Origin of the sequence: Leminorella grimontii ATCC 33999 = DSM 5078, from assembly GCF_000439085.1 — a bacterium.
Taxonomy (GTDB): Bacteria; Pseudomonadota; Gammaproteobacteria; order Enterobacterales; family Enterobacteriaceae; genus Leminorella; species Leminorella grimontii.
Genome location: NZ_AUUA01000020.1, coordinates 13,941 through 35,803, shown reverse-complemented (window position 1 = coordinate 35,803; position 21,863 = coordinate 13,941). Strand labels below are relative to the sequence as shown.

Below are 21,863 nucleotides of genomic sequence, written 5' to 3'. Positions count from 1 at the left end.
TAAATATTAGCTCTGCCGTAATCAAACGGTCAGATAAGTATAGACGCTTAACGGCGAGACGCTGCAACAATAGCCTGCCCTAACGCCAAGCCACCGTCGCCCATCGGCAGCCGTTCGGGATAAATAACCCGTAATCCCTCAAGACGCTCAACCAATAGCGTCCGCAGCAGACGGTTGTGAACAACGCCGCCCGCCAGCGCAACGGTTGAAACGCCGTGCCGCTGCGCGAAGGCTCTGGCCATGTCCGCCATGCCGTTCGCCAGCGCCTGGTGAAAGGCGAATGCGCGGTCGGCCATCGGTGCGCGATAAGCTAACCATTGCCGCCAGAACGTCGCCAGATCCAGCGTTTCCCCACTAAACGGCATCGTTACCGGATGGTTCCGGTTACAGCAGCACTGGCGGGCTATTGCCTCCAACCGGCAGGCCGCTTCCCCTTCCCAGCTAATACCGTTCGGCGAGACAGACATCGCGGCCGCGACGGCGTCGAACAGTCGACCGCACGAGGACGCTTGCGGGGAGTTCAGCCCCCGCTCGATAGCTACGGCCAACGGCTGCCAGGGTTGCGCCAATACGACCGATGCCTCCGGATAGCTTTGCCAGTCGGGCACGAAACGCAGCCACTGGGCGAGAAGGTTGCGCCACGGCTCTTGCGACGCCCTGTCGCCGCCCGGCATCGCGACGGCGGGCAAGCCGCCGAGGCGCTGACACTGCCGGTAGTCCACCAGCAGGCACTCGCCGCCCCATAGTTGCCCGCTTTCGCCGTATCCCAGCCCGTCCAGCGCCAGGCCGATCGCTGCCCCATCCTCTTTGCGCCAGCCGTGCTCCGCCATCGTTGCGGCGATGTGGGCGTGATGGTGTAAAACCTCTATCAGCGGCAGGCTTTCTTTTTCTGCTAGCTCACGCCCCAGCCGATGGCTAACGTAGCCCGGGTGGGCGTCGACGGCAATAGCCGAAGGCGTAAAGCGGTAGATATCCTCAAACAGCGTTAAGGCAGAGCGATACTGTTGCTCAATATCGACGTCGTCCAAATCGCCAAGGTGCTGGCTCAGCACCGCCGCGTTGCCTCGCAAAAGGCAAAACGCATTTTTTAAGTCCGCCCCCATGGCCAACAGCGGAGGAAGATCGTCAAATCCTGCCGGTAGCTCAATTGCATCAGGCACGTAGCCGCGCGAGCGGCGCAGCATCTCCGCGCGACCATGCTGCCAGCGAACTACCGAGTCGTCAGCGCGCTGCACGATGTCCCGATTGTGCATTAAAAACAGGTCGGCGATATTTCCCAGATCCGCCAGCGCCTGTTCATTGGACAGCGCCGGGGGCTTGCCGGATGCATTGCCGGACGTCATCACCAGCGGTCTTCCCACTTTTGCCATCAGCAGGTGCTGTAGAGGATTTGCAGGCAACATCAGGCCGACCTCATCCAACCCGGGGCAAACGGCGCGACTTAAGGGCGAACCTAGCGACGTTTCTACCAGCACGATGGGCGCCGGGCCGCTTTGCAATAGCTGACGCAGAGCGGGCTCGTTTTCCCGACTGCAAAAGCTCAGCCAATCCGCCGAAGGCAGCATCACCGCCAGCGGCTTGGTGGGACGGCGCTTGCGCTTGCGTAAAAGGTTAACGGCATCATCGCTGGTCGCGTCGCAGGCCAGATGAAAACCGCCCAGCCCCTTAATCGCCAAAACGCCGCCGTTAAGCAGCAGCTCCGCCGCCTTTTCAATGGCGAGATCGCCGACGATGCCGGTCGGCTGAACGTCGCTTGCTTTGCTCAACCAAACGTACGGCCCGCAGACCGAACAGGCGTTAGGCTGCGCGTGAAAGCGCCTGTCCGCCGGAGACTCATATTCCATACGGCACTGGGGGCAAAGGGGAAAAGAGGCCATCGCGGTAAACGGGCGGTCATAGGGCATTTTGCGAATGATAGTGAAACGCGGCCCGCAGTGGGTGCAGTTGGTAAAAGGATAGCGGAAGCGCCGGTTGTCGCCGTCAAACAGCTCCTTCAGGCAGGCCGGACAGGTGGCCGCATCGGGGATAACCTGCGTATCCATCGGTCCTTCTCCACTGCTGCGGATCGAGAAGTCCGTCGGTGGAACGGGCCAGTCAAACGGCATTGGCGTCACGCTTTCAATGCGCGCCAGCGGCGGGCAGCGAGCATAAAGCTGTTCCAAAAAGCCGGCAGGAACGGCATCGGCCAGCAGGCGAACCAATACGCCTTCAGCGTCGTTGCAGACATCGCCCAGAAAGCGCATTTCGTGGGCCAATTGCCAAACGTAGGGACGAAAGCCAACGCCCTGCACTTTGCCTTTAATCCTCAGCTGAATTCCACCAGGCACTTTGTCGCCCCCCTAAAAACTGTACGCAATGCGAACTATTTTGCCCCCCGAAAGGCGTCGCCACCACTAAAAGATCCAAAGAAATTATGAACAAGGTGCGAAAAAAGCTGCCCTCATCGTCAAGATGTCTATAATAACTCCTTACGTCGGCTGATTTCCCAGTTCGACTCGTCGTGATATACGAGCAATATGGCCCTCAGGATGTAACGGTTTATGAACGACAAACAACAACTATTTGGCTTAAGCCCCTACATGGAATTCAGTCGTGAGCAGTGGGCGACGCTTCGAGACTCTGAACCGCTTACTCTGACCGAAGAGGAAATCATCAGCCTCAAGGGCATCAACGAAGACCTCTCACTGGACGAAGTCTCTGAGATTTATCTGCCTCTTTCTCGCCTGCTGAATTTTTATATCGACAGCAACCTGCAAAACCACGTTGTATTGGAAAAGTTTCTCGGCGTCCAAAAACAGCGCGTTCCCTATATCATCAGCGTCGCCGGCAGCGTCGCCGTGGGCAAAAGCACCAGTGCGCGCGTGCTTCAGGCGCTGTTAAGCCGTTGGGCGAAAGGGCGGCGCGTAGAGCTGGTGACCACCGACGGCTTTTTGCTGCCGAACCAGACGCTGCGTGACCGTGACTTGATGAAGAAAAAGGGCTTTCCACAGTCCTACGACATCATGAATCTGGTGCGCTTCGTTTCAGAAATCAAATCGGGAAAAGCGCAGGTTGAGGCGCCGGTTTATTCTCACCTTATTTACGACATCATTCCCGGCGAAAAGCAGGTTATTGAACAGCCGGACATTTTGATTATTGAAGGACTAAACGTGCTGCAAAGCGGCATGGACTATCCGCAGTCGCCCCACCGGGTTTTCGTTTCGGACTTCGTCGACTTCTCGATTTACGTCGACGCTGAAGAAGAGCTACTGCGCCAGTGGTACATTAACCGCTTCCTTAAATTCCGTCAGGGCGCATTCTCCAACCCGGACTCCTACTTTCACAGCTACGCCAAGCTGTCGGAAGAACAGGCCATCAGCATTGCCGACGGCATCTGGCGAGAAATCAACGGGCTTAATCTACTGCAAAACATTCTGCCGACCCGTGAACGAGCAAGCCTCATTCTGACCAAGGGCGCGAACCACGCGGTTGAGCAGGTGAGACTGAGGAAGTAAACTCGCCATGAAAAGCAGGGAAGCCATTGAGCGCTTTGTAGGTAAAAGAGGTTATATAAACCATCCTGAATACCGCGGCTTAATGATTGAGATGAGGTTTGAAGACTTTTCAGCCGATGACGTCGCGTATTTTGACAACCTCTATTTCTCAACAAAAGACATCTTCAGCCGTAAGCAAATTCTGAACGCCTTCGTCCTACGGTGTTTACAATATGATCTAAAAGATTTCTTTCTGTCTGCTTTTAAGAAAGAGCGCTATCTGGATATGCGGCTTACTGCGCTACGAGGCTATGCGGCCTACGCTATAGAGAAAGAGATCGCGCCATTAATGAAGCGTTTTCACGAAATCCTGATAAAAATCCCCGAACACACGCCCTACAACTACCAAGAATACGAAATGCTGCGCTCGCCCTTTGGGTTACCCTATCTGGTTGAACGCTACGGATACAGCTGCTTTAAAGAAACGATGGCGCAGTTGGATAAGCAATACGACGACATGCCTGATGCATGTAAAGGCTTTTTCACCCTGGACGAAAACGGGATACATATTTCTTTACTTACGCCAGGGGAATGCAGCAAACGACTCGACAAACTTTTCGGCAGAAAATAGCTGTCAGTTCTATTTCCTGTCGTCGAGCCTTAACGAAATCTCACCGCCGATAAACGGCGTAATTTCACCATTCTGCTCCAGCAGGAGCGCCCCCTGCTTGTCGATACCGCGCGCGATGCCGAAAATCTGGCGCTCTCCCATCAGAAGCTTTACCGGACGATCGATAAAGTTGTCCAGCGCGCGCCAGCGGAAAACAAACGGCGCAAGCCCCTGCTGTTCAAACTGGCCCAGCGTATTTCTCAACGCCGTAAGCAGTCGGGCAACTAACAGATTGCGATCGATATTCAGGCCCCCTTCCATCAGGTTGGCCCAGCGCTGATTCACCACGCTGCTGTCCGGATCGCGCATAGCAAGGTTGATGCCCGCGCCTATCACTACGTTGGCCGCATCGCCGGTTTTACCGGTCAGCTCAACCAGTATTCCCGCCAGCTTGCGGTCATTTATGTACAGATCGTTTGGCCATTTGACCTTCACTTCTTTAGCACCCAGTTCGCGCAGCACTTCGGCCATAACGATTCCCACCGCCAGGCTAAGCCCCACGGCAGCCGCCGGCCCCTGCTCCAGGCGCCAATACATCGAAAGATAAAGGTTAGAACCAAAGGGTGAGAACCACTGTCTGCCGCGTCGCCCGCGCCCGGCCTGCTGGAACTCGGCCACGCATGCCTCGCCGGAGCGAAGGGAGCCGATTCTGTCCATTAAATACTGGTTGGTAGAATCCACCACCGGCAGCACCGTGACGCCCCCTTCCGGTAGATTTTTGGCAATGGCTTCCGTATCCAAAAGTTGAAGCGGCGCGGCCAGGCTGTAGCCTTTGCCCGTTACGGTGAACACGTCCAGCCCCCAGTCGCGCAGGGTTTGCATATATTTATTAATCGCCGCGCGGCTCATGCCCAGCGCCTGACCAATCTGTTCGCCGGAATGAAATTCGCCGTCGGCAAGAATTTTCACCAGTTGAAGAGGTACAGCGATATTCTTCATGACAGCACCTCCACCGCGTTACGCTCGCCTTCGCGACCGATAAAGCGCACCTCTGGCTCCAGCCAGACGTTAAAGGTCTCGCCAACGCGGTTTCGAACGTAAGCCGCTAATTGCACCACGTCCTGCGGCGCAGCGTCTTGCTGGTTCACTAATACCAGCGCCTGCTGTGAGTGAACCGCCGCGCCGCCAATGGCATATCCTTTTAAATGACAGCGGTCGATAAGCCAACCGGCCGCCAGCTTTTCCTGACCGTCAGCCTGCGGATAGTGCGGCGCATTAGGATAGCGCGCCAAAATAGCAGCGAAGTCCGACGCACTGACCACCGGATTTTTGAAAAAGCTGCCCGCATTCCCTGTTATCGCCGGATCGGGCAGCTTGCTGGTGCGCATGGCGCAAACCGAATCAAACACCTGTGAAGGCGTTACCGTCGCTGGGTCTAGCGCACGCAGGTCGCCGTAGCTCAACACCGGCTGCCAGCGTTTCGGTAGCCGCAGTCCTACGGCGGTGATGGCATATCCATCGCGATAGCGGTGTTTGAACACGCTCTCACGGTAGCCAAACTCACATTCGTTCGCCGCCAGCCGATGCGTTTCACCGCTTTCCAGATTGAGCACGTCAACGTAGTCGCAGACGTCCTTTAACTCTACTCCGTAAGCGCCAATGTTTTGAATCGGCGCGGAACCTGCACAGCCGGGGATCAACGCCAGGTTTTCAAGCCCGCCTATCCCCAGCGAGAGCGTATGACGCACCAGTTCGTGCCAGTTTTCTCCGGCGCCCACGTGCAGCAGCCACGCATCAGAGGATTCCTTAACCTCAATCCCCTTGATGCGGTTGAGAATAATCCAGCCGCCGAAGTCTTCCAGAAACAGCATGTTGCTGCCGCTGCCCAACAGCAGCGTCGCTTTCCCCTCTCGCTTCGCGTCCCGCCAGGCGTTTTGCAAACGCGAAGCGGAATCGGCCTCAATAACGCGCTCGGCGTGGACCGGCAGCCCAAAGGTGTGCAGACGTTGGATAGAAACGAAGGAAGAAGACATAGCGAGTTCCAGATTGTCGTTTATGTAAAGCAGTGCGCCGTATTGGCGCCTAGTCTACCCGATCGGGGGAATTAATGACTAGGCTCAATATCTAATGCTGAAGCTCGCGCAGTCTCGATAAGGGCGCGGCTCTGTCAATACGCGCTCGACCTTGGCCGAACGGGGCCCCACCTTCAGCCACGCCAACAGCTTTTCTACCTGTGCCTGCTCGCCACAGGCCATTACTTCCACCCGCCCATCGTCCATATTGTAGGCATAGCCATTCACTCCGAGTGCCTGCGCCTGCCGCTGGGTGAAATAGCGAAAGCCAACGCCCTGCACGACGCCGGACACGTAGGCAACATAGCAGACGTTCATACCTTTCCCTCCGTTTAGAATTCCCCCTATAAAGAAGACTAACGTCAATTTGACAATATCGCTATGATGGCGACAGGATCGCCAAATACTCATCTATTTGCCCAAAAGGAGCCCGGCATGTTTAAAAATCTTTTCGGTAAGAAAAAACAAGAACAACATTACGTTACCGTCACCCTAAACGCTCGACTTCAGCCGACGCATCGCGGCGATTTAGAAGATGCGCTTGGGAAAGTTTTAGAACAGTGCGGCATCGGCCACGTTAGCGGCGGTGGCTCGCTTTTAACCGACGAGGGCGAAATCAGCGAATGCGACATCGAGATTGACGCCACCGACGTCAGCGAACGGGCGATAGGCCACATTCTCGGCTTTTTGGAAAAAGCGCTGGCCCCCAAAGGCTCTCGCCTTCGGGTCGACGATCGCACCATTCCCTTCGGGCATCAGGAAGGCCTGGCGCTCTATCTCAACGGCACCGATCTGTCGGATGAAGTTTATCAAAACAGCGACGTCAACGTGGTCTGGAGCGAAGTAGAAAAGGCGCTCGGAGAAGAAGGTTCCATCCACAGCTACCATCAGGGCAACAAAGAGACGGCGCTCTATCTGTACGGCAACAGCTTCGACGTCATGCGGGCGCTAATTCAACCGTTTCTCGACAACTATCCGCTGTGCCAACGCTGCCGGGTTGAGCAAATAGCCTGATGCGCGATGCGTTGGAAAAATCGCACTATAGTTAAATCGTCATGTCGCAAACAACAAGGAACAGCAACCGATGAAGAAATATGCCTCTCGCGCCCTGCTGGCGCTGGTGATGGCTGGCTGCGCGATGGCCGCTCAGGCTTCGGCGCCGGCAAAGCAGGAAACTCAGGTTCCCGGCTACTACCGCATGCCGCTCGGCCAGTTCGAAGTCACCGCATTGTACGACGGTTACGTTAAGCTTGGTACGAACCTGCTTAAGGATATCAATGCTAAAGACGCGAAAACGCTGCTGGACAAAATGTACGTCAACAGCGACAACGGGGTGCAGACCGCCGTTAACGCATTCCTTATCAATACCGGCGAACACCTGGTGCTAGTGGACTCCGGCGCGGCGAAGTGCTTCGGCCCAACGCTGGGGGCGATTAAATCAAACTTGACGGCGTCCGGCTATAAGCCGGAGCAGGTAGACACCGTGCTGCTAACCCACCTGCATGCCGATCACGTCTGCGGCATTACGGATAACGGCGCAATGGCGTTCCCTAACGCCACCGTCTACGTCGCCAAGGCCGATGCCGACTATTGGCTAAGCCCGGAGCAGGCGGCAAAAGCGCCAGAAGCCGCCAAGCCGATGTTCGCCACCATTCAAGCAGCCGTTGCGCCCTATCAGGCTGCGGGGAAATTTAAGGTTTATCAGCCAGGAGACAGCCTGCAAAAAGGCATTTCCGTGATGCCTACACCGGGACACACGCCCGGCCACAGCTCGTACCTGTTTACTTCAGACGAGCAAGGCCTGCTGGTTTGGGGCGACATCGTTCACAGTCATTCGGTGCAGTTTACCCGCCCGGAAGTCTCGATGGAGTTCGACGTCGATAATAAAAAAGCGGTGGAAACTCGTAGGAAGCTGTTCGCCAACATAGCAAAAACCGATCTCTGGATAGCGGGCGCACACCTGCCGTTCCCCGGCATCGGCCACGTTGGCGCGGACGCTCAGGGATATCGCTGGGTGCCGGTGGAGTATAGTCCGTTTAAGTAAGAGTTAATGTAATTTATTAAAGGGGGAATCGGCTTCCCCCTTAAGTGCGTTTCAATCCGTGAATTACTTCAACAAATCAATCAGCCGCAGCAGAGCCAGCAACAGCTCCAGCACGGCGATGAGCACAACCAGCTTATGCGTCAGTGTGTCCATCCGCTCTCCTTCTATGAAGGAGCGTAACCCCAGCATCTTACCCTTACGCCGCCTGTCAACGCTGGTTGTACAAATGCTAGCTTGTACAATCACGCTCCAGATCGGGGCACTGCCTGCGGCACCACCCGTCCAGCAGCCAGGGCTTGAAATCGGTTTGATCCAGAGCGAGAAAAAGCCAGCGATTCGCATTATAAAGAGCCGAATCATACAATTGCAATGAGAGGTAAAGGGGGTTAAAATCGCAATGCTAGCTTGTACAGTCACGCATCGCCGCTCAGGGCGCTACTCGCAGCCTGAGGGCGAAAAACAAAAATCCCCGTCTCACCAACGGGGATTTTTGTTTTCTGCGATATGCCTCCAGAAATGACGGCAAAGCCTTCAGCATCAAAAGTGCCTCCGGCCTCTCTTCCATACTCGAACCACCTCTATGCCCCGCGCTATCGTCTCATTCGCCTGCTGAAACAGCATCGTATTCCCCTGAGTCAACACCGCAACCTGACGGCGTTTTTCTCCTAAGTAGCCTTCGGCAAAGGCAGGGTCAAAGTCGGCCACCGTACGGCAGTTGTCGATAATGTCCGCCAGCTTGATGGTTTTCGCCTGCGGACAGGCGAGCGCGGTGTGCCGGAGATCGATAAGAAAGCGCGCCTCTCTGTCGCCGTCTCTCTCGACGCTGACCTTGGTCACCATCGCCACGTATTGAGCGACCGATTCGCCAAACAAGCGAAAAATATCGTCTATGCGAACGTCTGTATCTTCCACCGTATCGTGCAGCCAGGCGGCGGCCAGCATTTCCGGCGTGTGGGGCACCGAGCGCACCAGCTCCGCCACCGCCGCAGGGTGTACGATATAGGGCGCCAGCGTATACTTCCGCCGCTGGTTGGCTTCAGCATGAATGCGAGTGGCAAACTCCCTGGCGCGTTTTTCAAGATCGCTCATCATCTCTCTCCCCACGATCAGGCCAAATCATAACGCTTAATTTTGCGATAAAGCGTCGCAATACCGATGCCCAAATGTTCCGCCGCCCGCCTTTTCCCTTCTACGCCGTGACCAAACTGCGTTAAGGCTTGTGCGATAACGTCCTTTTCTGCTGGCGCGGTAAAGCCCTTTTGTAGCGAGTCAGGCCTGTCCGTTAGCGGCCTTTCCATGACATGAAGCAAATGAGGCGGCAGATGACTGGCATTAATACCCGACGCATCCCCCTGCATCACATAAATATATTCGATCACATTGCGCAGCTCGCGAATATTCCCCGGCCAGTGGTAAGCGTACAGCAGGTTGACGACGTCAGCGGGCAGCTTCTGCCGCGGCCTTTGATAGCTGTCGGAAAACTCATCGGCAAAGTACTGCGCCAGCATGGCGATATCCTCTTTACGTTCACGCAGCGAAGGCAGCGCCAGCGGAACTACGTTCAGGCGATAGTAGAGATCTTGCCGAAACTGACCGTTCTCGACCATGTCGTAAAGGTTTTTGTTAGTAGCGGCGATAATACGCACGTCGATATTGATTACGTTGTTGGAACCTACCCGCGTAATAGCCTTTTCTTGCAGCACCCGCAGCAGCTTGGCCTGAAGGTGCAGCGGCATATCGCCGATTTCATCTAAAAACAGGCTTCCGCCGTGGGCCAGCTCAAACTTCCCTACCCGCCCTTTGGGGTCCGCGCCGCTAAATGCACCGCGCACGTAGCCGAACAGTTCACTTTCCAACAGCTGTTCGGGAATAGCTGCGCAGTTGATGGTGACAAACGGCTGAGCCTTGCGCGGGCTGTTTTGGTGAATAGCAAACGCTACCACCTCTTTACCCACGCCGCTCTCGCCGGTGATAAGCACGCTGGCGTAGCTGTCCGCCACTTTGCCGATAGTATTTCGAAGCTGTTCCATTGGCCGGGAGTGACCTACCAGCCGGGCGCGCCCGTCGGACTCATAGGCGGGAAGCGTCACCTTGCTCATATAGTCACGCGCATCGTGGAAAATCACCATCGTCAGGCTGTCTTTATCGAACGACGACAGGGAAATCTGCTTGCACAGTACATGGTAGCGTTGCCCCTCCAGCGTCAGCCACGCCTCTTCATCGCCGTACAGCACGTCGCCGGTCATTTCGATATCAAGCGTACGCCCTACCACTTCCCGGTTAAACAAACGCTCAGCCGACAGGTTAGCGTGCCAGATGCGGTTCTTGCCGTCGATCGCCACTACGCCGCGATCCATCGCGTCAATCAGCCGTCGAAACGCTCCCAACGTCTCCTGCGCCCGTAAACGTTCGAGACACTCGAACACCTTGCTGGAAATCATCTCGGCAATCTGTTCGATAAAGGTGATGAACTTGTCTATCTGGTTAAGCAGCGCCTGACGCTGTTCCATCGAAGAGCAAATAATGCCGATAACGCCAATGACGCGATCGTTAAGAAAAATAGGCGCGTTCAGATCCAGCACTTCGGAGCAATAGAGGTGCTTCTCACAGCTGCGGCAGAGCGCGTTTTCTCCGGGGTTTTCTATCAATACGGTTTTCTGCACCTGCAAAACGTGGCGGTAGATATAGCCGTTTTTAGCCACGTTCTGGTTGAGCATGTGGCGGTATTTCCCCGTACCTGCAATGCGCATTAGCGACTCATCAATGATTTCAACGTCGGTGCCCGTGATGCCGGAGATAGCATCCGCATAGTTACAGATATCGTCCTGAATGTTACTCAATACTGAAATCACGGCGGTTCCTCCAATGGCATCGCTTGTTTATCAAAAAGTGATAATCATTAAATAAAAAGTCAGTGATTTTATAATTCAATAAATTTATTTAATTGTATTTAAATAATTATTTTTATTTATCCATGCAGATCACACAAATTATCAAAAATGATAATTTATCATCTCAATGATAATCAATTTTCCTTACCCGCCTTATACTTTCTAAAAAAATCACACAAAATACATTAAAAATCAGACAATAACGATTTTTAAGCTTTTTTATAACCAACATGGCACGCCGCTTGCTCCTCTATGGTTATCGACAGATATGCAACTAACGCGTTGCATTTGGTTAAAAACAATAACGAGGCTTCTTCATGCAGGACATATTGCAGTGCTTTATCAACCGTACTTCGTTCACTGAACGCCCTACGGCGCCGCTCGCGTCGTTTAGCCATCAGGAGCTGGTAAAAGCGTTGAACTTTCACCGTTCTATGCCGGGCTATGCGCCAACGCCGCTTTATCACTTACCTATGCTTTCTCAAATGCTGGGCATAAAAAGCCTGTGTCTTAAAGATGAATCACAACGCTTTGGATTGAAAGCGTTTAAAGTGCTCGGCGGCGCTTACGCCATGGCCCGGCACATTGCAGACCTGATGGGAAAAGATATCAGCGAGCTGCCCTTTGAGGTCATGACCAGCGACGCTGTGAGAAAAGAGATTAAGGAAGTCACTTTCGCCACAACGACCGACGGCAATCACGGCCGCGGCGTGGCGTGGATGGCTCGCCAGCTAAAGCAAAACGCCGTCGTCTATATGCCAAAGGGGTCTTCACAGGAAAGGCTGACAGCCATTCGTAATGAAGGCGCGCGGGCGGAAATCGTCGACATGAACTATGACGACGCAGTGCGTATGACTGCGGAACAGGCAAAAGAACACGGCTGGGTCGTCGTTCAGGACACGGCTTGGCCGGGCTACGAGAAGATCCCTCTGTGGATTATGCAAGGCTACGGTTCGCTGATGCTGGAAGCGATGAACCAGCTTCATCAGGTGCCGCCGACGCACGTTTTCGTTCAGGCCGGCGTTGGCTCGTTTGCCGGTATGGTGCAAGGCATGCTGACCGCCGCCTACGGCGAAAGCCGGCCGAAGGTCATCGTGGCGGAAGCGCTGATCGCCGACTGCCTGTATCGTTCCGCTCTTTCGAAGAAAGGCTCGGCCATTCCGGTCGGTGGAGACCTGCAAACCGTTATGGCAGGGCTGGCCTGTGGCGAAGCCAACACCATCGGCTGGGAGCTGCTGCGCGACTACGCAAACGCGTTCGCATCCTGCCCGGACTTCGTCGCCACGCTCGGCATGCGCACGCTGGGCAATCCGCTGCCAGGCGACCCGCACATCGTTTCCGGCGAGTCCGGTGCGGTGACGACCGGCCTGCTCAGCATCCTGATGCGTTCGCCGGAAATGGCACAGCTTCGCGAACAGCTGGGCTTGAATAAAGATTCCCGCGTTCTGGTCATCAGCACGGAAGGCGACACCGACCCGCAGCGCTATCGCGACATCGTGTGGGACGGTGAAATTCCCAGCTTTAAAAAATATTAATTGCCCGTAATTGCGGCTATCACGGAGAAAAAACATGTTATCAGCAAGTCGTTTTGATGAAGTGGTTAAAAACTGCCAGACCCTGATCCACGAAAAGAGCTACTCCGGTCAGGAAGGCGATGTAGTCAAAGCCATCGAAAAAATGATGAAAAGCTATGAATTTGACGACATTCACGTAGATAAATACGGCAACATCGTCGGCGGCATCGTCGGAAACCGTCCGGGCAAGACGCTGGTGTTCGACGGCCATATCGACACCGTACCGGTAGACGAAGAGAAGTGGAGCCGCAACCCTTACGGTGGCGACATTGAAGACGGCAAAATTTACGGCCGCGGTACCACCGACATGAAGGGCGCCGTCGCCGCCATGATTTCCGCCGTCGGTTTCTACGGTCAGGACCACCAGCGCGACTTTGCCGGCAAGATTTACGTCGCCTGCATCGTACACGAAGAGTGCTTTGAGGGCGTTGCCGCTCGCCTGGTGTCCGAACGCTATAAGCCGGACTACGTCATTATCGGCGAAGCTTCCGAGCTGAATCTGAAAATCGGCCAGCGCGGCCGGGCGGAAATCGTAGTGGAAACCTACGGCAAGCCTGCCCACTCCGCTAACCCCCAGGCGGGCATTAACGCGGTGTACAAGATGTCGCAGCTTATCGACAAAATTCGCACCGTCACACCGCCGACGCACCCGGTGCTGGGGCTGGGGATCCTGGAACTGACCGACATTAAATCTTCGCCGTACCCAGGCGCTTCCGTAGTACCCGACTACTGCCGCGCGACCTATGACCGCCGCCTGCTGGTGGGCGAAACCAAAGAGAGCGTCATCGCTCCGCTGCAAAAGGCGCTCAAAGAGCTGGAAGCTCAGGACCCGCAGTTTAAGGGCAAGGTATCCTACGCTTTTGGTCAGGAGTCCTGTTACACCGGCTCTACCATCGAAGGCGAGCGTTTCTTCCCCGGTTGGGTATTTGAAGAATCCGACGAGTTCGTACAGGCCGCGTTGGCGGGCGTGCGCTCCGTAGGCATTGAGCCAACTATCACGCAGTATTCCTTCTGTACTAACGGCAGCCACTATGCGGGCGAAGCGGGCATCAAAACCATCGGCTTCGGTCCTTCGCGGGAAAATCTGGCCCACACCATCGATGAGTTTATCGAGATTTCCCAGCTGACCGGTTCGGCAAACGGCTACTACGGCATCATCCAGAGCCTGTACGGAAAATAAGAATTATTGTTAAAAAATAGAACATTTACCTAAATAGCAGCGCGTCGGGACTCGGCGCGCCGCGCCGGAGAATAACGATGAAAACCATATTTAAAAACGGAAAAGTTATCGACGGAACCGGTAACGACGCGTTTATCGCCGACGTCGTCGTTAACGAAGGGCGCATCGTCGCCATTGGTCAGGCAGCCCCGGGCGTCAACGATCAGGTGATCGATGCTACCGGCAAAATCGTCTGTCCCGGATTTATTGATACCCACACTCACTCAGACCTTTCAGCCATCGTTAACCCCGCGCTGTCGGCCAAAATCCGTCAGGGTATTACCACCGAACTGCTGGGGCAGGACGGCGTCGCTCTCGCGCCGCTGCCGGAGCAGTACATCGCCGCCTGGCGTAAAAACATCGCCGGTTTAGATGGCGATACCGATAAGATCGACTGGAAGTTTAAAAATACCGAAGGCTATCTCAAGCTGCTGGAAGAGCACCATCCGGCCACTAACCTCGCCTATCTGGTGCCCCACGGCAACGTTCGTATGGAAGCCATGGGCCTGGACGGCAAGCCCTCCACTCGTGAAGACGTAGCGAAAATGTGCGAAATTCTTGAGCGAGAGCTGAAGGCCGGCGCGTTTGGCCTGTCCACCGGGCTCATCTATATGCCGTGCGCGTTTGGCGATACCGCTGAGATGATCGAGTTATGCAAGGTCACGGCCAAGCACAACGGTATCTTCGTCGTCCACCAGCGCAGCGAAGCGGACGACATCATTACGTCAACTCAAGAACTTATCGACATCGCCAAGGCTTCCGGCGTTTGGCTGCACATCTCTCACATGAAGGTGTGCGGCAAGAAAAACTGGGGGCTTATCGACCAGATGCTCGGCATGTTGGAGCAGGCGCAAAAAGAGGGCATTCGCATCTCTTTCGACCAATATCCCTACGTGGCGGGCAGCACCATGCTCGGCGTTATTCTGCCGCCTTGGGTTCATTCCGGCGGCACCGACAAGCTGCTTGAGCGCCTGGAGTCACCCGAGCTGCGCGCCAAAATGATTGAAGACATCAAAAACGGCATCCCCGGCTGGGACAACTTTATCGACTTCGCAGGTCTGGACCAAATCTTCGTCACCAGCGCTAAAACGGCTAAAAACCAGGACGCCGTGGGCCTCAACCTGGTTCAGCTCGGCGAGCTGCGCGGTAAAGATCCCTACAACGCCACCTTTGACCTGCTGTACGAAGAAGAGAACGCCGTCGGCATGGTCGACTTCTACGGCACCGAAGAACACGTCATCAAGTTCCTTTGCCGTCCGGAACAAAACGTCTGCACCGACGGCCTGATGGGCGCTGGTAAGCCCCACCCCCGCGTTTTCGGCGCTTTCCCTCGCGTACTGGGCAAGTACGTACGAGAAGAAAAGTGCCTGAGCTGGGAAGCGGCCATTCGCAAGATGACCGGCAAGCCGGCGGAAGTCATGGGCCTAAGCGATCGCGGATTACTGAAGGTAGGCTACGCCGCCGACGTCGTGATGCTGGACCCGAACACGGTGGCCGATAAGGGCACCTTTATCGAGCCAAACCAGTATCCGGAAGGCATTGAAGTAGTCATGGTTAACGGGCGTTTGGCGTTAATCCACGGCATAGAAAGCTATGCCTGCAGCGGTAGTGTCATTAGAAAGCAATAAGAACCATAACAAACAATAACAAAGGTCCAGTCCTCGCGGGTACGACGTGCCCGCGACGGGCGCCTCTACCCTAAGGACATCACGATTATGAGTTTACAATCCAACGCCTCGGGCGCGGTCAATGCGGCCAAGCCCAAAACCTGGAAGGCCAGATACACCGTCCTTTCTCTGATTTGGCTCGCCTGGCTGCTCTCCTTTCTCGACCGCATGGTCATGAGCGTCTCTCTCCCCTTCATCGGCAAAGACCTGAATCTGGACACCGCCGAGCAGGGCCTTATCATCAGCGCCTTCTTTATCGGCTACGCGGCCTTCCAGATCCCCGGTGGTTTTCTGGCGGACAAGTTCGGCGCGCGTAAAATCATGGCTATCGGTATCGCGTGGTGGTCAGTATTTACCAGTCTGACCGGCGCCGTACTGACCCTTCCGCTAATGCTGGTGGTTCGCTTCCTGTTCGGCATCGGCGAGGGCTGTTTCCCATCTGCATCGTGGAAAATGATCTCGACCTACTTCCCGTCCAAAGAGCGCGGTCGCGCAACGGCCATTCAGTCTACCGTCAACACCTTAGGCCCAGCCCTGGCGGTAGTGGTTGCCGCAGGCATTATCGGCGCCTTTGGCTGGCACATGGTGTTTATCGTGCTCGGCCTGCCCGGCCTGTTCATTGCGGCGGCGATTTACTTCTTCACTCGCGATAATCCGAAAGATCATCCCAGCATTACGCAGGCCGATCTGGACGAACTGGCGGCCGACGGTACGACCGTAAGTACTTCCGAGCCGCCGATGCCGTTCAGTCAGGTGCTGAAAATGCCGGTTCTATGGCAGATGGCAGCAATCTGGTTCCTGTTTGATATCACCTTTTGGGGCTTCTCCACCTGGCTTCCAAGCTACCTTATCACCGTACGCGAGTTCTCTCTGGCCAAGACCGGCGTCATGGCGGCTATTCCGTTCCTGTTCGGCGCGGCGGGCACGCTTATCGGCGGCTACTGTTCCGATAAGTTCAAGCCTCAACGCAAGATGCTGTACGTAGTGACGGCCGTTATCGCAGCCGCTTTCCTGTACATGACCTTTACCGTTGTCAGCGCCGATATGGCGGTGGTTTATCAGTGTATCTCCGCTCTGTTTATGTTCTTCGCTATGGCGACCTTCTGGGGCATCCTGATGGACACAATTCCGAATAAAATCATGGGCCGCGCGTCCGGTATCGTCAACTTTGGCGGCCAAATGGCGGGCGTAGTCTCTGCTCCTATCATGGGCTGGCTTATCAAGAGCAGCGGCGGCAGCTATAACAGCGCCTTTATCTTTATGATTATCGCGCTTATCGCTTCCGCGGTTGTAACGCTAACCGTAAGCAACGCCCGCGCCAATGGCGCGGCTCAAAAGGCATAAGAGTTAAATTGGTGGATTCAACGGCCCCGGCTTTGGCTGGGGCCGTTGTTTAATAAATATATTAAAGGGGGAAGCGGTACCTCCCCCTTAGGTGCGTTTCAACCCGAGAGCTATCTCAACAGGTCAATCAATCGCAATAGGGCTAACAGCAGCTCTATAACGACGATGATGACAGACAGAATGTCCATTTCACCCGCTTCTCCGTGCTTGCGGAGTACGACGCCGACACCTTACCCTTACGCCGCCTGTCAGCATCGGTGTTCAACCGTCAGATAGAAAAGCCGCACTCCCGATCGGGGCACTGCCTGCGGCACCACCCGTCCGGCAGCCAGGACTTGTAAACCGAAATAATCCAGAGCACGGCAAATCTGACGCCTCAAATTATAAAACGCCTTTCCTTCCATCCAATGGCGAATATCGTTTATTGCGAGACATCTCCATATAAAATATATAAATAACAGAATCCTAGCTTATTATTGCAATAAAAAACGGAGAACGTTACACTTGCGAAGTCAGATAGAAATGCCGTACTCCATTTTTAAACAGTGGCCTGTTCACTGAGAGTATAAAAGTAGAAAACCTCGCTACCAACGAGGTTTTTTGCTTTTTACGCTTCGCCCCAAGAAAACGCGTTTTTCCATTCCGGCTAACGGAATACCGCTCTCCTTTCACGCTATTTAAGACCTATTGAAATCACGTAAGAACTAATGAGGTTTAATATATTATTTCCCTCCTCATCAACGCTGGCTTTTGACAAAAAGAAAGAAAAAACGAGAGCGTCTAAAAGATCCTGCTTTCACAAAGCCTAAACTACTGTGCCATTCATCCAAAACGATAAATCATACCCCTATGTCAGCTAATTCAACGCGTTTCGGTAAAATGATAAAAGACCAACACGGCGTCACCGCGCTGGAGTATTCGCTTATCGGCGTCGCTGTCGCCATGCTTTTGGCCATTGTGTTAGGCGATGGGACTGGCAGCGGAATGCTGTATGAACTCAAAACAACCTTCGAAAAAATCATCGAGGCAATCAGGGCTGCGGTACACCACTAGCGGCCTGACGCCACGTGTCCGAATCTACAGCCATCGAGGCCTCCGCACCATAGCGCCTTACCGTCAGCCACCGCGAATGGCGTCGTCATTTCTGTCGACGCCGACACTCTACTCGCTTTTCCATATCGTCACTTATAAAAACCAATCATATAAATCAAATAATTATATTAAAAATCAGTCTGGCATGATTCCTGCTATACCACCGTTAACCGTTTAGAGGTACAGCCTTAAACACCGTCGGACGATTGTCTGGACATCGGAGGGATGGTAATGAACCGCTTTGTTATTGCGGATCCAAAACAGTGCATCGGGTGCAACACCTGTATGGCAGCCTGCAGCGAAGTGCATAAGGCCGAAGGCCTGCAGTCTCACCCGCGATTAACCGTGATGCGAGACGCCGGCGCCACCGCGCCCATCTTGTGCCGCCACTGCGAAGATGCGCCCTGTGCGCAGGTTTGTCCGGTGCAGGCCATTACGCACGCCGAAGACGCTATCGAGCTGAACGAAAGCCTGTGCATCGGCTGCAAGCTTTGCGCCATCGCCTGCCCGTTTGGCGCCATCACGCCGCACGGAAGCTGCCCCGTTTACGCACCGGTAAGCTATGAACGCTTTTCTCAAGCCGATGCTCACGCGCGCGAGGCGAGAACTGCCCCGCTCAACGGGAGGCTAAACCCGATGCTGGCCTGGAGGCCAGGCATGCGCGTTGTAGCAGTTAAGTGCGATCTGTGCGGCTTCCTGCCGACCGGCCCCGAATGCGTGCGCGTTTGCCCAACAAAATCGCTGTTTATCATTGACGATGGTGCGCTGGAGCGCGCCAGTGCAGCCAAGCGGGCCGAGGCGATGAACGTTTTCCAGACCGGCGGTTTCACCAACGATGCGCCAGTGGGCCGCGAGGAGAAAAGATAATGACTGGACCGCTTTCATGGCTCTTTTTGTCCCTCGCCGCTTACGTCGTCGGCGCAGTGTTGCCGCTGCTGATTGGCCGCTGTGAACGCCTGACGTTTCGACTGTCGGGCCTCCTTTGCGCGATAGGCGGCGTACTCGGACTCATGTCGGCTATTTCTGCACTCTGTAGCGGAGATGTTTATCTGCTTGCGCTCGACGGACCATTCTCCTTTGCGCGATTCTCCGTACGTCTGGACGGGCTAGCCGCCTTCATGGTGCTGGCGATTTCGCTGCTGGTGGTAGTGACCTCCATTTATTCCCTGTCCTACGTTGAGGAATACGTCGGTAAGGGGGCGAGGTTTATGGGCTTTTTCATGAACCTGTTCGTCGCCTCTATGGTGGCGCTGGTGGTGATGGACAACGCCTTCTACTTTCTGGTGTTCTTCGAGATGATGTCGCTCGCCTCTTACTTCCTGGTGATCACTGAACAGGACGATGAGGCCATCAGCGCCGGCCTGCTTTACTTTCTGATTGCGCACGCTGGCTCGGTGCTCATCATGATCGCCTTTTTCATTCTCTATGCCGAAAGCGGCAGCATGGACTTCGCCGCTTTCCGTCAGTCATCCATTTCCGCGCCGCTGGCGTCCGCCGTGTTCCTGCTGGCGTTCTTCGGCTTCGGCGCCAAAGCGGGGATGATCCCGCTGCACGGCTGGCTGCCCCGCGCTCACCCGGCGGCGCCGTCCCACGCGTCGGCGCTGATGTCCGGCGTGATGGTGAAAATCGGCATCTTCGGCATTATCAAAGTCGGCGTCGACATTCTTGGCGCTTCAGAGGCCTGGTGGGGCGTCGTCGTGCTGGCGTTCGGTTCGGTGTCCGCGGTGCTGGGCGTCACCTACGCGCTGGCTGAACACGATATCAAAAAGCTTCTGGCCTACCACACGGTAGAAAACGTCGGCATTATTTTAATGGGCGTCGGCGTCGGCATGATCGGCATCGCTACCCATCACCCGGTGTTGGCGGTTATCGGCCTGCTCGGCGGTCTCTATCACCTGCTCAACCACGCGGTGTTCAAAGGGCTGCTGTTCCTCGGCGCGGGCGCAGTGATGTACCGTCTACACACCAAAGACATGGAGCGCATGGGCGGGCTTGCCAAACTGATGCCCTACACCGCTCTGGCGTTTTTAATCGGCACCATGTCCATTTCCGCCCTACCGCCGCTTAACGGCTTCGTCAGCGAGTGGTTTACCTATCAGGCGCTGTTTACCCTAAGTCACGACGGCTCGCTGATTATGCGCATCGCCGGCCCCGTTGCTATCGTCATGCTGGCCATTACCGGCGCGCTGGCCGCGCTATGCTTCGTTAAGGTCTACGGCATCAGCTTTGCCGGAGCGCCGCGAAGCCCAAAAGCCGCTCAGGCGAAAGAAGTTCCCTGGCCAATGGTGATAGCTATGGGCCTGCTGGCGCTGGCCTGTCTGGTGCTGGGCATCGGCGCGCCGTTTATTTCCCCCATCATCGCTAACGTTGCTGCCGCGCTCGGCGGGCAGCAGTCAATGGACGTTGCGGCCGGAACGCTGGTCTATCCGGGCGAAGGGGCGCAAACCGTGCTCTCTACGCCGCTGGTGGCGATTTTGTTGATTGGCCTGCTGTTCTTGCCGCTGTTTATTTACGCGCTGTTTGAAGGCAAGCGCCTGCGCCACCGCCACGGCGGCGAGCCTTGGGCGTGCGGCTACGGCTATGAAGAGCAGATGTCGGTTTCCGCCGGCGGCTTTACGCAGCCTCTTCGCACTATGTTTGCGCCGCTCTATCGGCTACGCAAAATCCTTGACCCTGCGCCCGCCATGGCGAAAGGGATGGCGCTGACCGTTCAAGGCGCCGCCAAGGCTGAACCCTGGTGGGAAGAGAAGGTTATTCTGCCCATCGCACGCGGCGTAGTCAGACTAGGAGAGCGCATTCAGTGGCTTCAACACGGCGACTTCCGCCTTTACTGCCTGTACGTGGTGGTAGCCCTCACCGCGTTAATGCTGGCAATAGCGCTATAAGGAGACGAACATGACTACTCTTCACTCCTCCGTTGACGTTCTCTCTTCGCTGTCGCTGCTGCCGCTGGCTTTCATTCAGGCTCTGGCGCTGTTGGCGCTGGCGCCGCTGCTGTCCGGCATCTCCCGCGTCATTAAGGCCAGAATGCAGTCGCGCCGGGGGCCAGGCGTGCTTCAGGAGTATCGAGACCTTGCAAAACTGCTTAAGCGTCAGAACGTTGCGCCCGAGTCGTCCGGCTTCATTTCCCGCCTGATGCCCTTCGTACTCATCAGCTCAATGCTGGTAGTCGCCATGGCGCTGCCGCTGATTACGCTAGCTTCGCCGTTCGGCGCTGGCGGCGATCTGATTACGGTTATCTACCTGTTTGCCCTTTACCGCTTCTTCTTTGCGCTGGCAGGGCTGGACTCAGGCAGCATTTTCGCCGGCATCGGCGCCAGTCGCGAAGTGACGTTAGGCGTACTGGTTGAGCCGATTTTGGTACTTTCGCTGTTGGTACTGGCGCTTATCGTCGGCTCAACCAACCTCGGCAGTATCAGCACTTCCTTAGCAACCGACCCGCTGCAGTCGCCAAGCGCTACGCTGTTGGCCATCGGCGCCTGCGCCTTCGCCGTCTTTATCGAGATGGGAAAAATCCCATTCGACGTGGCGGAAGCGGAACAGGAGCTTCAGGAAGGCCCATTGACCGAATACTCCGGCCCTGCGCTGGCGATGGTCAAGCTGGGACTGGCGCTTAAGCAGGTGGTGATTGCATCAATGTTCGTCAGCGTGCTGTTGCCCTTTGGCGGCAGCGAGACGCTCGGCGCAGGCTCGCTGATTGCGGCTACGGCGCTGTTTCTCGTCAAGCTGCTGGTGGTCTTTGTTATAGCGTCGCTGTTTGAAAACAGCCTGGCGCGAGGGCGCTTCCTGCTGACTTCTCGCGGCACCTGGGTCGGTTTCGGCGTAAGCGCGCTGGCATTCGTGTTTTATCTCACCGGTCTGTAAGGAGCTGAACACC

18 protein-coding genes are annotated in these 21,863 nt (G+C 55.5%); 12 read left to right on the top strand and 6 right to left on the bottom strand.

What is annotated here, in order from left to right; all coding sequences use genetic code 11:
* Positions 1-47: 47 nt before the first annotated feature.
* A complete protein-coding gene (gene hypF / locus G544_RS0116505; RefSeq protein ID WP_027275620.1) occupies positions 48-2,327 on the bottom strand; it encodes a carbamoyltransferase HypF in 2,280 nt (759 codons plus the stop codon).
* 213 nt (positions 2,328-2,540) lie between these two features.
* Here hypF and coaA point away from each other — a divergent pair, with 213 nt between their 5' ends.
* Together coaA and G544_RS0116495 are read left to right on the top strand one after the other, a co-directional pair.
* Positions 2,541-3,494 carry a type I pantothenate kinase gene (gene coaA, locus G544_RS0116500; protein ID WP_027275619.1) on the top strand — a complete coding sequence of 318 codons (954 nt, stop codon included), beginning with the start codon at positions 2,541-2,543 and terminating at the stop codon, positions 3,492-3,494.
* 7 nt (positions 3,495-3,501) lie between these two features.
* Entirely contained in the window at positions 3,502-4,104 is a 603-nt protein-coding gene (locus G544_RS0116495; protein ID WP_027275618.1) for a hypothetical protein, read from the top strand.
* Between the two features lie 9 nt (positions 4,105-4,113).
* Here the strand turns inward: G544_RS0116495 and birA are convergent, their stop codons facing one another.
* The 3 genes from birA to yccX form a co-directional block, all read right to left on the bottom strand.
* A complete protein-coding gene (birA, locus tag G544_RS0116490; protein WP_027275617.1) occupies positions 4,114-5,082 on the bottom strand; it encodes a bifunctional biotin--[acetyl-CoA-carboxylase] ligase/biotin operon repressor BirA in 969 nt (322 codons plus the stop codon).
* Positions 5,079-6,116, bottom strand: a complete 1,038-nt coding sequence (gene murB, locus G544_RS0116485; protein WP_027275616.1) for a UDP-N-acetylmuramate dehydrogenase — start codon at positions 6,114-6,116, stop codon at positions 5,079-5,081. Before murB ends, birA begins: the two co-directional genes overlap by 4 nt.
* Before the next feature lie 84 nt (positions 6,117-6,200).
* Positions 6,201-6,473, bottom strand: coding sequence for an acylphosphatase (gene yccX / locus G544_RS0116480; RefSeq protein ID WP_036024375.1), 273 nt, complete (start codon positions 6,471-6,473; stop codon positions 6,201-6,203).
* 117 nt (positions 6,474-6,590) lie between these two features.
* Between yccX and G544_RS0116475 the strand changes: the two genes are divergently transcribed.
* Positions 6,591-7,169: a hypothetical protein gene (locus G544_RS0116475; RefSeq protein WP_027275614.1), complete on the top strand. Its 579-nt coding sequence runs from the start codon at positions 6,591-6,593 to the stop codon at positions 7,167-7,169.
* A gap of 70 nt (positions 7,170-7,239) precedes the next feature.
* Complete coding sequence (locus G544_RS0116470; protein ID WP_027275613.1) at positions 7,240-8,199, top strand: MBL fold metallo-hydrolase; 960 nt, start codon at positions 7,240-7,242, stop codon at positions 8,197-8,199.
* Positions 8,200-8,736: 537 nt separating this feature from the next.
* On the opposite strand, the gene G544_RS20845 is transcribed toward G544_RS0116470, so the two are convergent.
* Together G544_RS20845 and G544_RS0116455 are read right to left on the bottom strand one after the other, a co-directional pair.
* Positions 8,737-9,288 (bottom strand): HD domain-containing protein, encoded by a 552-nt coding sequence (locus G544_RS20845; protein WP_051155804.1) that lies wholly within the window; start codon positions 9,286-9,288, stop codon positions 8,737-8,739.
* Between the two features lie 17 nt (positions 9,289-9,305).
* A complete protein-coding gene (locus G544_RS0116455) occupies positions 9,306-11,051 on the bottom strand; it encodes a sigma-54 interaction domain-containing protein (RefSeq protein WP_027275612.1) in 1,746 nt (581 codons plus the stop codon).
* Positions 11,052-11,407: 356 nt separating this feature from the next.
* On the opposite strand from G544_RS0116455, the gene dpaL reads away from it, so the two are divergent.
* The 8 genes from dpaL (at position 11,408) to G544_RS0116415 (ending at position 21,850) form a co-directional block, all read left to right on the top strand.
* On the top strand, positions 11,408-12,625 hold the full coding sequence (gene dpaL / locus G544_RS0116450; RefSeq protein ID WP_027275611.1) for a diaminopropionate ammonia-lyase: 1,218 nt from the start codon (positions 11,408-11,410) through the stop codon (positions 12,623-12,625).
* A gap of 34 nt (positions 12,626-12,659) precedes the next feature.
* On the top strand, positions 12,660-13,844 hold the full coding sequence (locus G544_RS0116445; protein WP_027275610.1) for a YgeY family selenium metabolism-linked hydrolase: 1,185 nt from the start codon (positions 12,660-12,662) through the stop codon (positions 13,842-13,844).
* Positions 13,845-13,921: 77 nt separating this feature from the next.
* On the top strand, positions 13,922-15,511 hold the full coding sequence (locus G544_RS0116440) for an N-acyl-D-amino-acid deacylase family protein (protein WP_027275609.1): 1,590 nt from the start codon (positions 13,922-13,924) through the stop codon (positions 15,509-15,511).
* 87 nt (positions 15,512-15,598) lie between these two features.
* Positions 15,599-16,894: an MFS transporter gene (locus G544_RS0116435; protein ID WP_027275608.1), complete on the top strand. Its 1,296-nt coding sequence runs from the start codon at positions 15,599-15,601 to the stop codon at positions 16,892-16,894.
* Positions 16,895-17,773: 879 nt separating this feature from the next.
* Positions 17,774-17,947: a Flp family type IVb pilin gene (locus tag G544_RS0116430; RefSeq protein ID WP_245614614.1), complete on the top strand. Its 174-nt coding sequence runs from the start codon at positions 17,774-17,776 to the stop codon at positions 17,945-17,947.
* 270 nt (positions 17,948-18,217) lie between these two features.
* On the top strand, positions 18,218-18,853 hold the full coding sequence (locus G544_RS0116425; RefSeq protein ID WP_027275606.1) for a 4Fe-4S dicluster domain-containing protein: 636 nt from the start codon (positions 18,218-18,220) through the stop codon (positions 18,851-18,853).
* Positions 18,853-20,871: a hydrogenase 4 subunit B gene (hyfB, locus tag G544_RS0116420; protein ID WP_027275605.1), complete on the top strand. Its 2,019-nt coding sequence runs from the start codon at positions 18,853-18,855 to the stop codon at positions 20,869-20,871. Before G544_RS0116425 ends, hyfB begins: the two co-directional genes overlap by 1 nt.
* A 10-nt stretch (positions 20,872-20,881) precedes the next feature.
* Entirely contained in the window at positions 20,882-21,850 is a 969-nt protein-coding gene (locus G544_RS0116415; RefSeq protein WP_036024372.1) for a respiratory chain complex I subunit 1 family protein, read from the top strand.
* Positions 21,851-21,863: the final 13 nt, after the last annotated feature.

What these genes read in the sequence shown, in the direction of transcription:
- coaA (WP_027275619.1), top strand. Translation starts at nt 2,541, where the DNA reads ATGAACGACAAACAACAACTATTTGGCTTAAGCCCCTACATGGAATTC.
- G544_RS0116495 (WP_027275618.1), top strand. Translation starts at nt 3,502, where the DNA reads ATGAAAAGCAGGGAAGCCATTGAGCGCTTTGTAGGTAAAAGAGGTTAT.
- birA (WP_027275617.1), bottom strand. Translation starts at nt 5,082, where the DNA reads ATGAAGAATATCGCTGTACCTCTTCAACTGGTGAAAATTCTTGCCGAC.
- murB (WP_027275616.1), bottom strand. Translation starts at nt 6,116, where the DNA reads ATGTCTTCTTCCTTCGTTTCTATCCAACGTCTGCACACCTTTGGGCTG.
- yccX (WP_036024375.1), bottom strand. Translation starts at nt 6,473, where the DNA reads ATGAACGTCTGCTATGTTGCCTACGTGTCCGGCGTCGTGCAGGGCGTT.
- G544_RS0116475 (WP_027275614.1), top strand. Translation starts at nt 6,591, where the DNA reads ATGTTTAAAAATCTTTTCGGTAAGAAAAAACAAGAACAACATTACGTT.
- G544_RS0116470 (WP_027275613.1), top strand. Translation starts at nt 7,240, where the DNA reads ATGAAGAAATATGCCTCTCGCGCCCTGCTGGCGCTGGTGATGGCTGGC.
- G544_RS20845 (WP_051155804.1), bottom strand. Translation starts at nt 9,288, where the DNA reads ATGAGCGATCTTGAAAAACGCGCCAGGGAGTTTGCCACTCGCATTCAT.
- dpaL (WP_027275611.1), top strand. Translation starts at nt 11,408, where the DNA reads ATGCAGGACATATTGCAGTGCTTTATCAACCGTACTTCGTTCACTGAA.
- G544_RS0116445 (WP_027275610.1), top strand. Translation starts at nt 12,660, where the DNA reads ATGTTATCAGCAAGTCGTTTTGATGAAGTGGTTAAAAACTGCCAGACC.
- G544_RS0116440 (WP_027275609.1), top strand. Translation starts at nt 13,922, where the DNA reads ATGAAAACCATATTTAAAAACGGAAAAGTTATCGACGGAACCGGTAAC.
- G544_RS0116435 (WP_027275608.1), top strand. Translation starts at nt 15,599, where the DNA reads ATGAGTTTACAATCCAACGCCTCGGGCGCGGTCAATGCGGCCAAGCCC.
- G544_RS0116430 (WP_245614614.1), top strand. Translation starts at nt 17,774, where the DNA reads ATGATAAAAGACCAACACGGCGTCACCGCGCTGGAGTATTCGCTTATC.
- G544_RS0116425 (WP_027275606.1), top strand. Translation starts at nt 18,218, where the DNA reads ATGAACCGCTTTGTTATTGCGGATCCAAAACAGTGCATCGGGTGCAAC.
- hyfB (WP_027275605.1), top strand. Translation starts at nt 18,853, where the DNA reads ATGACTGGACCGCTTTCATGGCTCTTTTTGTCCCTCGCCGCTTACGTC.
- G544_RS0116415 (WP_036024372.1), top strand. Translation starts at nt 20,882, where the DNA reads ATGACTACTCTTCACTCCTCCGTTGACGTTCTCTCTTCGCTGTCGCTG.